The 11,922-nt window shown below is 71.3% G+C and carries 14 protein-coding genes and 1 tRNA gene; 2 read left to right on the top strand and 13 right to left on the bottom strand.

Annotation, left to right across the window (positions count from 1 at the left end):
• Window positions 1-546: 546 nt before the first annotated feature.
• The 10 genes from IEZ10_RS18410 to IEZ10_RS18455 form a co-directional block, all read right to left on the bottom strand.
• Window positions 547-1,062, bottom strand: a complete 516-nt coding sequence (locus IEZ10_RS18410; protein WP_189247751.1) for an Rv1363c family protein — start codon at window positions 1,060-1,062, stop codon at window positions 547-549.
• The gene (locus IEZ10_RS18415; protein ID WP_189247752.1) at window positions 1,059-1,559 is read right to left on the bottom strand and encodes an Rv1363c family protein; all 501 of its coding nucleotides are present in this window, start codon (window positions 1,557-1,559) and stop codon (window positions 1,059-1,061) included. The genes IEZ10_RS18410 and IEZ10_RS18415 overlap by 4 nt, the downstream gene beginning before the upstream one ends.
• Window positions 1,560-1,930: 371 nt before the next feature.
• The gene (gene rplL / locus IEZ10_RS18420; protein WP_179819704.1) at window positions 1,931-2,326 is read right to left on the bottom strand and encodes a 50S ribosomal protein L7/L12; all 396 of its coding nucleotides are present in this window, start codon (window positions 2,324-2,326) and stop codon (window positions 1,931-1,933) included.
• 82 nt (window positions 2,327-2,408) lie between these two features.
• Window positions 2,409-2,933, bottom strand: a complete 525-nt coding sequence (gene rplJ, locus IEZ10_RS18425; RefSeq protein ID WP_179819705.1) for a 50S ribosomal protein L10 — start codon at window positions 2,931-2,933, stop codon at window positions 2,409-2,411.
• Between the two features lie 412 nt (window positions 2,934-3,345).
• Window positions 3,346-4,197: an SCO4651 family lipoprotein gene (locus IEZ10_RS18430; protein WP_189247753.1), complete on the bottom strand. Its 852-nt coding sequence runs from the start codon at window positions 4,195-4,197 to the stop codon at window positions 3,346-3,348.
• 200 nt (window positions 4,198-4,397) lie between these two features.
• Window positions 4,398-5,111 (bottom strand): 50S ribosomal protein L1, encoded by a 714-nt coding sequence (gene rplA / locus IEZ10_RS18435; RefSeq protein ID WP_189247754.1) that lies wholly within the window; start codon window positions 5,109-5,111, stop codon window positions 4,398-4,400.
• A 167-nt stretch (window positions 5,112-5,278) separates the two neighbouring features.
• A complete protein-coding gene (gene rplK, locus IEZ10_RS18440) occupies window positions 5,279-5,710 on the bottom strand; it encodes a 50S ribosomal protein L11 (protein ID WP_179819708.1) in 432 nt (143 codons plus the stop codon).
• A gap of 117 nt (window positions 5,711-5,827) precedes the next feature.
• Entirely contained in the window at window positions 5,828-6,598 is a 771-nt protein-coding gene (gene nusG, locus IEZ10_RS18445) for a transcription termination/antitermination protein NusG (RefSeq protein ID WP_189247755.1), read from the bottom strand.
• Between the two features lie 77 nt (window positions 6,599-6,675).
• Entirely contained in the window at window positions 6,676-6,924 is a 249-nt protein-coding gene (secE, locus tag IEZ10_RS18450; RefSeq protein ID WP_189247756.1) for a preprotein translocase subunit SecE, read from the bottom strand.
• Between the two features lie 77 nt (window positions 6,925-7,001).
• Window positions 7,002-7,074, bottom strand: a tRNA-Trp gene (locus IEZ10_RS18455).
• A gap of 288 nt (window positions 7,075-7,362) precedes the next feature.
• On the opposite strand from IEZ10_RS18455, the gene IEZ10_RS18460 reads away from it, so the two are divergent.
• Window positions 7,363-8,568 carry a pyridoxal phosphate-dependent aminotransferase gene (locus IEZ10_RS18460; RefSeq protein ID WP_189247757.1) on the top strand — a complete coding sequence of 402 codons (1,206 nt, stop codon included), beginning with the start codon at window positions 7,363-7,365 and terminating at the stop codon, window positions 8,566-8,568.
• 52 nt (window positions 8,569-8,620) lie between these two features.
• Here the strand turns inward: IEZ10_RS18460 and IEZ10_RS18465 are convergent, their stop codons facing one another.
• Complete coding sequence (locus IEZ10_RS18465) at window positions 8,621-8,911, bottom strand: hypothetical protein (protein ID WP_189247758.1); 291 nt, start codon at window positions 8,909-8,911, stop codon at window positions 8,621-8,623.
• 195 nt (window positions 8,912-9,106) lie between these two features.
• Between IEZ10_RS18465 and IEZ10_RS18470 the strand changes: the two genes are divergently transcribed.
• Window positions 9,107-10,126 (top strand): adenosine deaminase, encoded by a 1,020-nt coding sequence (locus tag IEZ10_RS18470; RefSeq protein WP_189247759.1) that lies wholly within the window; start codon window positions 9,107-9,109, stop codon window positions 10,124-10,126.
• A gap of 222 nt (window positions 10,127-10,348) precedes the next feature.
• On the opposite strand, the gene IEZ10_RS18475 is transcribed toward IEZ10_RS18470, so the two are convergent.
• Together IEZ10_RS18475 and IEZ10_RS18480 are read right to left on the bottom strand one after the other, a co-directional pair.
• Window positions 10,349-11,260, bottom strand: coding sequence for a hypothetical protein (locus IEZ10_RS18475; RefSeq protein WP_189247760.1), 912 nt, complete (start codon window positions 11,258-11,260; stop codon window positions 10,349-10,351).
• On the bottom strand, window positions 11,247-11,840 hold the full coding sequence (locus IEZ10_RS18480; RefSeq protein ID WP_189247761.1) for an RNA polymerase sigma factor: 594 nt from the start codon (window positions 11,838-11,840) through the stop codon (window positions 11,247-11,249). The genes IEZ10_RS18475 and IEZ10_RS18480 overlap by 14 nt, the downstream gene beginning before the upstream one ends.
• Window positions 11,841-11,922: the final 82 nt, after the last annotated feature.

Raw genomic sequence — 11,922 nt, forward strand, 5'->3', positions numbered from 1 at the left:
AGAGCGAGAAGGTCGGGAACCTCAAGGGGTTCCTGGATGCGTGCGAACGACACACGACGGGGACCAGCGGGTACGGCGGAGGCGTTGCGCGAGGCTGCCAACAGATGTCCTTCCGAGGGCTCGCGGCGGACTGACTACACGCACGCCAGACGACCATGCATCGGAGCACCAAAAGAAGCGGGTCGTCAAAGGGCAGCGCAAAGGGGCAGTGTAGCCGAACGGCATACACCTGTCCAGTCCACTCTCGCTGCATGCTCCACGTTGGTCGCAGCATCGCTCGTCAGCGCCGAAACGTCAAGCCCGCGAGCTGACATTTCAGCCGAGGAACGGCCGAGACGTCGGGAGTTCTCCCCGCCGCGAACCGCGCGTCACCATCGGCCCCAGGACGATACCCGACGACCCGCCGAGGCTAACGCTCAGTCGCACGACGGCTCGAACGCTAGCCCATGACGGGCTGACGATCGACACTACCGTGGCTCATCTACCCCGGTCGGCACCGAACTCAAACATGAATTTTGCCGATAATTGACCGGCGCGCCACGCCGGTCAGGCGGGAGGAGGGGCGCCGAGCAGGGTGGACAGCTCCGCCACCAGCCAGCGCGAACCCTGCTTCACCATGCCGAACCGGGCACGGTTCTGGACGACCTGCCGCCGGGGCTCGCTCTCGCCGGGCGGGGTCCTGACCGTGCCGACGTTCGTGAACAGCAGCACGTCGACCCGGCCGGCCCGCACCGACTCCACCGCCGCGCCCGCCACCGTCACCTGCTGGACCGTGCGCTCCTGCCTGACCTGCGGGGCCAGCGACTTGGCGAGCTGGCGGTAGTGCTCGGTGAGGCCGCCGGTGGTGTACCCCGCCGCCCGCGTGAAGTCCTGCTCGATCGTGCGGTAGTCGTACGAGAGCATGTCGGGGGCGACCAGGCGGGCCGCCGCGAGCGCCTCGCGGCCGTCGGCCTCCTCCTGGCGCAGCCGGCTCAGCTCGCCGTACAGGACCCAGGTCACCACCGCGAGCACGAGCGCGACGGCGCCCAGCGCCGCGGCGACCGTCCGGGATCCGCCCCTCACGCGACCTGCTCCACCTTCGACACGAGCCAGCCCCCGGAAGTCCTGACCAGCTGCATCCGCCACCGGCGGAACTGCTCCCGGGGGGCGCTCTCGCTCCCGTCCCCCCGGACCACCGCGTCGCCGACCACGAGCGCCACGGCCGTGTCCCCCGTCAGCGAGACGATCCCGGAGGCGCGCAGCGCCCCGGTCCACAGGAGCCTGTCCCTGACCGTGGCCTCCCGCAGGGAGGCGGCGTCACGGGCGTACTCCGCCCGTGCCTGCCCGGTCGAGGTGTCGAGGACGCGCCGCATGTCGGCGTCGACGTTCTGGTACCCGACCGACATCAGGGTCACGGCGTGCTCCCTCGCCGCCCTGAGCACCGCCTCGCGGTCGTCGGCCGCCGCCCGGGCCTCCCGCAGGCCCACGCCCGCCCACAGAGCCGCCCCGAGCAGCACCAGGACCAGCAGACCCGGTGCGAGGCCGGCGGGCCCCGGGAGGCGACGCCGGGAGGCGTTCATCGGAACCCACCTCCCATCCCGGACCGCGTGACGCGAGCCGGCGGCCGTACGGCGCGGGCCACCGGGCCGGTGAGCCCCATCGGGCGGATCATAACCCGCCGGCGGCCGGAGCCATCGGCCTTTCCCCACCGAGAGGACGCGGAAGAGCACGGGAGCGGGGAGGAGCCTGGGAGCGGAAGGCGAGAGGCGCGGGAGAAGAGCGGGAAAGGGCCGGGGACCGGAAGGCGGGAAGCGCCCTGGGAGGGGCCGGGGAGCGGAGGGCGGGAAGCTCCCGGGAAGGGCCGGAGAAGACCCCGGAGACACGAAAAGAGCGGGCCACCGGCACCTGGTGGACCCGCTCTTTTCGCGGTGATACTTCGTACGCGACGGTCTTACTTGACGGTCACGGTGGCGCCGGCGCCCTCAAGGGCGGCCTTGGCCTTCTCAGCCTGCTCCTTGTTGACCTTGCCGTCGAAGACGGGCTTGGGAGCGCCGTCCACGAGGTCCTTGGCCTCCTTCAGACCCAGGCTGGTCAGGGCGCGGATCTCCTTGATGACCTGGATCTTCTTGTCGCCGGCGGCCTCGAGGATGACGTCGAACTCGTCCTGCTCCTCGGCCTCCTCGGCGGCACCGGCGGCGCCACCGGCGGCCGGGGCGGCCGCGACGGCGACCGGGGCGGCAGCCTTGACGTCGAAGGTCTCCTCGAAGAGCTTCACGAAGTCGGACAGCTCAAGGAGGGTCATCTCCTTGAAAGCGTCGAGCAGCTCGTCGGTGGTGAGCTTCGCCATGGTTTCCTCCGTATGGATCTAAAAACTTAAGAACTGGGACCGCGGTTCGTGTGCGCTAATCCCCCGGGCCGCCTGCGCGGACCTACTCGCCCGCCTCCGCGCGCTTCGCACGCAGAGCCTCGGCCAGCTGAGCCATGTTGGTGGGCAGCGCGTTGAAGACAGCGGCCGCGTGGCCCTGCTTGGCCTTCAGAGCGCCGGCCAGCTTCGCGAGGAGAACCTCACGCGACTCAAGGTCGGCAAGCTTGCTGATCTCGTCCGGCGTCATCGACTTGCCGTCGACGACACCGCCCTTGATGACCAGGAGGGGATTGGCCTTGGCGAAGTCACGCAGACTCTTGGCAGCCTCGACCACGTCGCCCTTGACGAACGCGATCGCCGACGGACCCGCGAGCAGGTCGTCGAGCTGGTTGATCCCGGCCTCGTTGGCCGCGATCTTGGTCAGCGTGTTCTTCACCACGGCGAACTTCGCATTCTCACCGAGAGAGACGCGCAGCTGCTTGAGCTGCGCGACGGTGAGACCGCGGTACTCGGTCAGAACGGCGGCGCTCGAGCCTTCGAAGCTGCTCTTGAGCTCGGCTACGGCCGTCGCCTTCTCCGCCTTCGCCATGGGCCTCCTTCCATATGTGCCGCCGGCAAAGGCCCGAGAAAAGAACAAGCCCCGGCGCAGGCGCACGGGGCTCACATAAGGAAGGCATTTTCCCAATGGAAACTCACTACACACCTACGCGGGCCGTCCACGACGTGGATCCTTGGGTCGACACACCATGAGGCATGACGACGACCGGCGGTCTTCGGCACGGACAGCATACGCCCTGCCGGGGCATGCGCCAAATCGCCGTACGAGCCACGTCCGACCGCCGGCCGCCTCCTCCGGCATCTTCCCCCCGCTCCCGGCCGCGCCGGACCGTACGGCGCCTCACAGGCCCGCGAACCGCCGGTGCCCGCCCCCGAAGCCGTACGGCCCGCGCCCCGGGCCGCAGGGGACCGGGGCGCGGGCCGTACGAGAGGCCGGGCCGGCGTCAGTTGCCGCCGGTGTGCCCGCGCAGCTCCTCCACCTGGTCGGCGGGCGGGGCCGCGACCTGCACGGGCTCGTTGAAGTTCTTGAAGAGCGCCGTCGCGTTGAACGTGGTGCCCCGCTCCGAGCCGCTCATCGTGACCTTGCGGGGCAGGCTCTGGGCGTCGGCCCACAGGTCGAACTTCACGTCCTTGACCTCCGCGAGCTGCCGCTGGACCTGCTCGCGCTTGGCCGGGTCGATCGCCTGGGCGGCCTTGTCCACCGGGAAGGTGCCGCTGTAGTGGGTGGTCTCCACGCCGCCGACCGTCTCGGTGCCGACCGCCTTGACGTCCTCGGACGTCGTCAGCATCTTGACCGTCCCGGCCAGGTCGAACTGCTGGGCCTGGGCCATGAGGTCGCGGATCTTCGTCTGCTCCCCGGCTCCGAGGTCGGTGAGCGAGACCTTGGCCCACGGCTTGGTCGTGTCGGCGAACTGCCGCAGCGTCTCCGACTTCACGTAGACCGAGTCGCCGGTGAGGATCGCGCGCACCCCGCCGGGGACGTTCTGCCCGCCGAAGGCGATCGTGCCCAGTGTGACGTCCGCGGCGAGCTCAGGCTTGCTCTGGTAGCGCACGGTGCCCTGGATCTTGCCCGCCCCCTGGTCACCGCCGGTGGTCTCGGCCACCAGGTCGGCGGTGTAGGAGGTGGCCTCCTCCGCCTTCTGCGCGCTCTGCAGCACCGCGTCGGCGGCGGCCAGCTTGATGTTCCCGAGCGAGCCGGCGCTCGTCACGCCGGAGCCGGCGCTCTGCGCACCGCATCCCGTGACCGTGACCAGCGCGGCCGCTCCCAGTGCGAGTGCGGGAGCATATCGGCGCATTAATCATCACCCCTTCGTTTCCCCCTCAACTGCCCAAGACACTACGCGGCGAACGCGGCGTCCGCGTCGTCCTGAGGAACGAAGGAAACACGAAGGGCCTCAACCGAATGGCCGATTCGGTTGAGGCCCCGGGGTCCACGCGGATCCCCGCCGTGGCGGGGTCTACGCGCGGACTCTCGCGTTCGAAGAGGTGATCGCCGTCAGGCTTCGGCGTCGGCGGTCGTCACCCGCGTCACGTTCGGGTCGACCGGGATGCCGGGGCCCATGGACGTGGTGAAGGCGACCTTCTTGACATAGCGGCCCTTGGCCGCGGACGGCTTGAGACGCAGCACCTCCTCAAGGGCGGCGGCGTAGTTCTCGACGAGCTGACGCTCGGTGAACGACACCTTGCCGATGATGAAGTGCAGGTTCGCGTGCCGGTCGACACGGAACTCGATCTTGCCGCCCTTGATGTCGGTGACGGCCTTGCCGACGGCCGGGGTGACGGTGCCGGTCTTGGGGTTCGGCATCAGGCCACGCGGGCCGAGCACGCGGCCCAGGCGGCCGACCTTGCCCATGAGGTCGGGCGTGGCGACGACCGCGTCGAAGTCGAGACGACCCTTGGCGACCTCGTCGATCAGCTCGTCGGCGCCGACGATGTCGGCGCCCGCGGCGCGGGCCTCCTCGGCACGGTCACCGGTCGCGAAGACCAGGACCCGGGCGGTCTTACCGGTGCCGTGCGGGAGGTTGACGGTGCCGCGGACCATCTGGTCGGCCTTGCGGGGGTCGACGCCCAGTCGCAGCGCGACCTCGACGGTCGCGTCGAACTTGGCGACGCTGGTCTCCTTGGCCAGCTTGACCGCCTCGGTGGGGCTGTAGAGGTTCTCACGGTCGATCTGGGCCGCTGCGTTGCGGTAGCCCTTGCTGCGCTTCACTTGATCACTCCTGGATCCGAGTGTCCGTGGTACGGGCCAGCGCCTGGCCCCTCCACTTGCTTCGAGGTTGTGGTGCCGGCGCGACGTCGGCCGCGCCCGCCTCCGGGGCCCTCGCGGGACCGGTGGACCTCCTCGGTCCACGCCCGCTCACGCCCGGCTCGCCGTGACTAGTCGGCGATCGTGATGCCCATCGACCGGGCGGTGCCGGCGATGATCTTCTCGGCCGCCTCGATGTCGTTGGCGTTGAGGTCCTGCATCTTGGTCTGGGCGATCTCGCGCAGCTGGTCGCGGGTCAGCTTGCCGACCTTGTCCTTCTGCGGGACGGGCGAGCCCTTGGCCACACCGGCGGCCTTCTTGATCAGCTCAGGCGCCGGGGGCGTCTTCGTGACGAAGGTGAAGGTGCGGTCCTCGAAGATGGTGATCTCAACGGGGATGATGTTGCCGCGCTGGGCCTCGGTGGCAGCGTTGTACTGCTTCACGAAGTCCATGATGTTGACGCCGTGCGGACCGAGGGCGGTACCGACCGGCGGGGCGGGCGTGGCCTGGCCAGCGGGAAGCTGGACCTTGACCAGTGCCGCGATCTTCTTCTTAGGAGGCATGGTTCTCTCCGGGTCCTCGTCGGGTTGACGCGGCTCCCGCGCAGAGCGTGCGGGAGCATGTCGGCGGGCCGTGCTTCGCGGACACGGCCACCGAACGACTTAGTGTATGTGAACCGGTCAGATCTTCGAGACCTGGTTGAACGACAGCTCGACCGGGGTCTCACGACCGAAGATCGACACCAGCACCTTGAGCTTCTGCGACTCGACGCTGATCTCGCTGACCGTCGCGGGGAGCGTCGCGAAGGGGCCGTCCATGACCGTGACGGACTCGCCGACCTCGAAGTCGACGGTCGCGGCGGCGGCCTTGGCGGTCGTCTTCTTGGTCTCCTCGGACGGCTCGGGCGCGAGCAGCTTGGCGACCTCGTCGATGCTCAGCGGGCTCGGCTTGTTGGACAGGCCGACGAAGCCGGTCACGCCGGGGGTGTTGCGCACCGCGGACCAGGACTCGTCGGTGAGCTCCATCCGGACGAGGACGTAGCCGGGCAGCACCCGCTCCTTGACGAGCTGGCGCTTGCCGCTCTTGACCTCGGTCACGTGATGGGTCGGCACCTCGACCTGGAAGATGTAGTCCTCCATGTTGAGGGACTGCGTGCGGGTCTCGATGTTCGACTTCACGCGGTTCTCGTAGCCCGCGTAGGAGTGGATGACGTACCACTCGCCGTACTGGCCCCGCAGCTCGCGCTTGAACTCCTCGACCGGGTCGACGTCGGGAAGGACGTCTCCGTCCTCATCGACGGCGCCGGCCGGGGCCTCCGCGGCCTCGGTGTCGGCCTCGACGTCAGTCTCGGCGGGCTCGACCGGCGAGCTCGCCTCGACGTCGACGGCCTCTTCCGGCTCGCTCACCCGGTCCTCGGGGTGCTCGCCGGCCGTCTGTGAAGACTCGGACACGGTGACTCATTCTCTTTCCGTCGATGGCTATTGACTTACCGCGGTACGACGCGGGGACGAGCGCGCCTGGCGGCGGATCAGGCTCCGCCGAAGATCCGCAGCACACCTTCGGTGAGGATCGCGTCGAGACCGGCCACGATCGCGACCATGATCAGAACAAAACCCAGGACGATGACGGTGTAAGAGATGAGCTCCTTGCGCGTGGGCCAGATGACCTTGCGCAGCTCAGCGATGACCTGTCGGTAGAAAAGGGCAGGAGAAGTACGCTTGGCCTTCTTCTCACCGCTCGGCTTGCCTGCGGTTTCGCCGCGCGTGTCGATCGCCACAGTCCTCACCCGAAATCCGTCGTGTCCAACGCATGTCTGCGGCGCGCTAGACGCCCTGATGCGCGGACCGCTCCTCGCAGGGCACGAGGGACTCGAACCCCCAACCGCCGGTTTTGGAGACCGGTGCGCTACCAATTGCGCTAGTGCCCTAAGACATGAACCACCATACATCGGTTGGACCGAAGTTTGTCCGTGGCTCACGGTCTTGACCGCCGATTCACGCGGAAGGCGGTAAGACCATGCCGGAGTCTACGTGGGAATGGCCCGTACGTCGAACCGGCGGACGATCGTCCTGGTCACGCCTCCTTTCCACCCGCCGCGCCGCATCCCCGCACCGGAATCGCCGTACGGCCCGGCGGCTCCGCCGGTCCGGCGCGCGGGAGTCCACATCATGGATGGGCGTCGGAAGGCGGGCCACGGTTCTGTAACCATGGAGCCATGACCCGTCCTCGCATCTCAGCGCGTATCTCCGCGATCTCCGAGTCCGCCACGCTCGCCGTGGACGCCAAGGCCAAGGCGATGAAGGCGGCGGGCCGCCCGGTCATCGGCTTCGGCGCGGGCGAGCCGGACTTCCCGACTCCCGGTTACATCGTCGAGGCTGCCGTCGAGGCGTGCCGGAACCCGCGCTTCCACAAGTACACCCCGGCCGGCGGCCTTCCCGAGCTGAAGCAGGCCATCGCCGACAAGACGCTCCGCGACTCCGGCTACCGGATCGAGGCGGCCCAGGTGCTGGTCACGAACGGCGGCAAGCAGGCGGTCTACGAGGCGTTCGCCACGCTGCTCGACCCGGGCGACGAGGTCCTGGTCGTCGCGCCGTACTGGACGACCTACCCCGAGGCGATCAAGCTGGCCGGCGGCGTCCAGGTCGACGTCGTGACCGACGAGACCACGGGCTACCTCGCGAGCGTCGAGCAACTGGAGGCGGCCCGCACCGACCGGACCAAGGTCCTGCTGTTCGTCTCGCCGTCCAACCCGACCGGCGCCGTCTACAGCCCGGAGCAGGTCGAGGCGATCGGCCGGTGGGCCGCCGAGCACGACCTGTGGGTCGTCACCGACGAGATCTACGAGCACCTGACGTACGGCGACGCGAGCTTCGTGAGCATCGCCACCGCCGTTCCCGAGCTGGGCGACAGGGTCGTCGTGCTGAACGGCGTCGCCAAGACCTACGCGATGACCGGCTGGCGGGTCGGCTGGCTGATCGGCCCGAAGGACGTCGTCAAGGCCGCGACCAACCTGCAGTCGCACGCCACCTCCAACGTCTCCAACGTGGCCCAGGCCGCGGCGCTGGCGGCCGTCGCCGGCGACCTGTCGGCCGTGGCGGAGATGCGTGAGGCGTTCGACCGCCGCCGCAGGACCATGGTCCGCATGCTGAACGAGATCCCCGGCGTGCTCTGCCCGGAGCCGAAGGGCGCCTTCTACGCCTACCCGTCGGTCAAGGAGCTGCTGGGCCGGGACTTCGGCGGCCGGCGTCCGCAGACGTCCGCCGAGCTCGCCGAGCTGATCCTGGAGGAGGCCGAGGTCGCGCTCGTGCCCGGCGAGGCGTTCGGCACCCCGGGCTACTTCCGGCTGTCCTACGCGCTGGGCGACGAGGACCTGGTCGAGGGCGTCAGCCGGGTCGCCAAGTTCCTCACCCAGGCGCGCTAGCCGTACGGCCGCCCGGCCGCGGGGAGGCGCGTTCCCCGCGGCCGGGCCCGGCTCACTCGACGAAGACGCTGACCCCCTCCTCCACGACGGCGGCGGTGTCCGGGCTCAGCACGAGGACGACCTCCCCCGTGCAGTAGGGGCCGTTCCAGACGTAGGCGTAGTCGTCGGCCTGGTTCTCGACGTCGAGCGGGAAGACGTCGGAGCCGTAGCAGCCGCTGGGGTCGTAGTAGACCGCCCCGTTGACGATCAGCGCCCCCTGGGCCGCCTGGGCGGGCTGGGAGACGGTCAGGGCGAGCGCCGCGGCCGCGGCGAGTGCGCCGAGTGTGGTGGTCACGCGTCTCATGGGTGCCTCCTGCTCGTGCGGGGCCGCCGTCTGCGACCCGGCCCCCACAACGTAAAGTAATCGCAAAGAGGCGTAGAGTAACCACGCGGTGAAACCCGTCTTTCCCTGGAGCCCCAGCCGCCCCTCCGGTCTCCTGCGGTAGGCCACCCCGCCCTACGGTGCGCGGGAGTGTCCCGGGTAGGGCACCATATGGAAATGGCACGTCCCCTGCGCGCACTGCCCAAGGCCCATCTCCACCTGCACTTCACCGGTTCGATGCGACACACCACGCTGGTGGAGCTGGCCCGGGGACACGGCCTGCACCTGCCGGACGCGCTGGCCCAGGACTGGCCGCCGAAGCTGCGGGCGACCGACGAGCGCGGCTGGTTCCGCTTCCAGCGGCTGTACGACATCGCCCGGTCGGTCCTGCAGCGGGAGGACGACGTCTACCGGCTGCTGCGGGAGGCCGCCGAGGACGAGGCGGCTGAGGGGTCGCGCTGGCTGGAGATCCAGGTGGACCCGTCGGGGTACGCCCACCGGTTCGGCGGTCTCACCCCGACCCTGGAGCTGATGCTCGACGCCGCGCGCAAGGCCGCCGGGCACGCGGGGATCGGCGTGGCCGTCGTGGTGGCCGCCAACCGCACCCGGCACCCTCTCGACGCCAAGACGCTCGCCCGGCTCGCCACCCGTCACATGGACCAGGGCGTGGTCGGGTTCGGGCTGTCCAACGACGAGCGCCGGGGCCGGGCCCGCGACTTCGACGGGGCGTTCCGGCTCGCCAAGCGGGCCGGGCTGCTGTCCCTGCCGCACGGCGGGGAGCTGCTGGGCGCCGGCAGCGTGGTCGAGTGCGTCGACCTGCTCGGCGCCGACCGGGTCGGGCACGGCGTGCGGGCGGCCGAGTCCGAGCGGCTCATGGAGCGTCTGGCGGAGCGGGGGATCACCTGCGAGGTCTGCCCGTCCTCCAACGTCGGGCTCGGTGTCGCCGAGCGGGCCGAGGACGTGCCGCTGCGGCGGCTGTTCGACGCGGGCGTGCCGATCGCGCTGGGCGCCGACGACCCGCTGCTGTTCGGCTCGCGGCTGCTGCGGCAGTACGAGCTGGCCAGGGAGGTGTACGGCTTCACCGACGCCGAGCTGGCCGAGCTGGCCCGGCAGTCCATCCGGGCGTCGGCGGCCCCGGAGCATGTACGCCGGGACCTGCTCGCGGACATCGACGGCTGGCTGGCGTCCCCGGCCTGAGCCGTACGGCGGAACCCGGCGGGGCGACGCGGGGTCCCGGGCGAGCCGCGACGGGGCGCGCCGGCCCCCGGCATTTCGAGCGGCCCGGCCGGTGAGGCCCGGGGCCGGGTCCCGGCGGGCTTCGGGCTCGGCGGCCCCAGCGAGTTCAGCGGACCGACAGGGCGATCTCCGGGGCACGGCGGCGCCTCAGCGGGCTCGATGGGCTCGATGGGCTCGATGGGCTCAGCGGACCGACCGGGCGATCTCCAGGGCACGCCGGAGGTCGGCGGCCCCCTCCAGGCGCAGACCCGTCCTCCCCTTCTGCCAGATGAGGGTCGGCTCCGCCCGGCGAGGACGGGCGGGCGCCTCGCCGACCCCCGTGCGGGGCAGGTAGACCAGGCCGTGCGGGCCCGGGATCCACCATCCCGCCGAGGCGCCGACCGTCACCTGGTCCGGCCAGGGCGGCCCCAGTTCCTTGCGGAAGACGACCTGGAGCACGCCGTCGTACTCGTCCAGCCGGATGCCGGGCCAGAGCAGCGACACCACCCGGCCGTCGTCGGCGACCCGGACGTCGGCGGGGTCCTCCAGCCCGGCGGGGACCGAGACGGGGAACGCCGCCTGCCGCCGGGCCTCCTCCAGCGTGACCCGGCGCTCCCCCGGGAGCGGCGCGGCCACCCCGGAGGGCAGCGGCCCGGGGCCGCCGACGCGCAGCTCGATCCCGGCGAACCGCAGGACCCGCGCGACCGCCGCCTGCCCCGCCGGGGTGACCCCGAGCAGGAGGGCGGCGGCGACCGCGACCGCGACGGCCGCGCGCCGCCGGGTGACGCGCCCCGGCCCGCGCCCGTCACCGCGCCACCCGGGCCCGCGCCGCGGTCCGGGACGGGAGGACGGTTCCGGCCGCGCACCGCCGTCGGACGCCCCGGCGGGACGGCCCTCCCCGGCGGCTTCGAGCCGGGCCCGTACGGCCAGCGCCACCTCGGCCGGGGGCGGCGCGGGCACCTCCAGAGCCTCCCCCAGGGCCAGGAGCGCGGCCTCGACACCGCCGGTGTCACCGGGCGCGGCGGCCCGGGAGGGGTCGTCCCCGGACGGCACACCGTCGCCGGCTCCGGCGCCCTCGGACGGGACGCCCGGCGGGACGTCGTCAGGTGAGGTCACGGTCCACCTCCTCGCGCAGCCGGCGCAGGCCCCGGGAGGTCCGGGACTTGACGGTGCCGACCGGCAGCCCGAGCACCTGCGCGGTCTCGGCCTCGGACAGCTGCAGGAAGTACCGGCAGACGACCGCCTGGCGTTCCCGCTCCGGAAGCGCGCGCACCAGGTCGAGGAGCCGGGCGCGCCGGTCGGTGGCGACGGCCGTGTCCTCGGAGCTCTGCGACGCGCCCGGCGGGTCGAGCTCGGTGACCCGCGCGACCAGCTCCGCGCGACGGCCCCGGGAACGGGTCAGGTCATGGGTCTCGTTGGCCACGATCCGCAGCAGCCAGGGGCGGAACGGCGCGCCGCGCCGGAAACCGCCCAGGTGACGGTACGCCTTGACGAACGCCTCCTGGACGACGTCCTCGGCCTCGTCGCCGGCCCCGAGCATCGCCGCCGTGCGGTGCGCGAGCGCGCTGTAGCGGGCGACCAGGACCTCGTAGGCCGCCAGGTCGCCGTCCAGGGAACGGGCGATCGCCTCGTCGTCGTCCGCCGGGGGCTCCTTCGGGGGGTGACGCCCCGGGGTCGGGGCGCCCCAAGATTCCACCGCATCGCGGCGTCCCCGGGAAGCCCCCGGACCCAAGGGGGTCCTCGCACGAACCGCCTCACGGCCGCGGCCCTCCGGGAAG

Origin of the sequence: Streptosporangium pseudovulgare (assembly GCF_014648055.1) — a bacterium.
Taxonomy (GTDB): Bacteria; Actinomycetota; Actinomycetes; order Streptosporangiales; family Streptosporangiaceae; genus Streptosporangium; species Streptosporangium pseudovulgare.

Excerpts from the sequence above, each read along its gene's own strand:
- IEZ10_RS18415 (WP_189247752.1), bottom strand. The coding sequence starts at position 1,559 with ATGAACGCCTCCCGGCGTCGCCTCCCGGGGCCCGCCGGCCTCGCACCG.
- rplL (WP_179819704.1), bottom strand. The coding sequence starts at position 2,326 with ATGGCGAAGCTCACCACCGACGAGCTGCTCGACGCTTTCAAGGAGATG.
- rplJ (WP_179819705.1), bottom strand. The coding sequence starts at position 2,933 with ATGGCGAAGGCGGAGAAGGCGACGGCCGTAGCCGAGCTCAAGAGCAGC.
- IEZ10_RS18430 (WP_189247753.1), bottom strand. The coding sequence starts at position 4,197 with ATGCGCCGATATGCTCCCGCACTCGCACTGGGAGCGGCCGCGCTGGTC.
- rplK (WP_179819708.1), bottom strand. The coding sequence starts at position 5,710 with ATGCCTCCTAAGAAGAAGATCGCGGCACTGGTCAAGGTCCAGCTTCCC.
- IEZ10_RS18460 (WP_189247757.1), top strand. The coding sequence starts at position 7,363 with ATGACCCGTCCTCGCATCTCAGCGCGTATCTCCGCGATCTCCGAGTCC.
- IEZ10_RS18465 (WP_189247758.1), bottom strand. The coding sequence starts at position 8,911 with ATGAGACGCGTGACCACCACACTCGGCGCACTCGCCGCGGCCGCGGCG.
- IEZ10_RS18470 (WP_189247759.1), top strand. The coding sequence starts at position 9,107 with ATGGCACGTCCCCTGCGCGCACTGCCCAAGGCCCATCTCCACCTGCAC.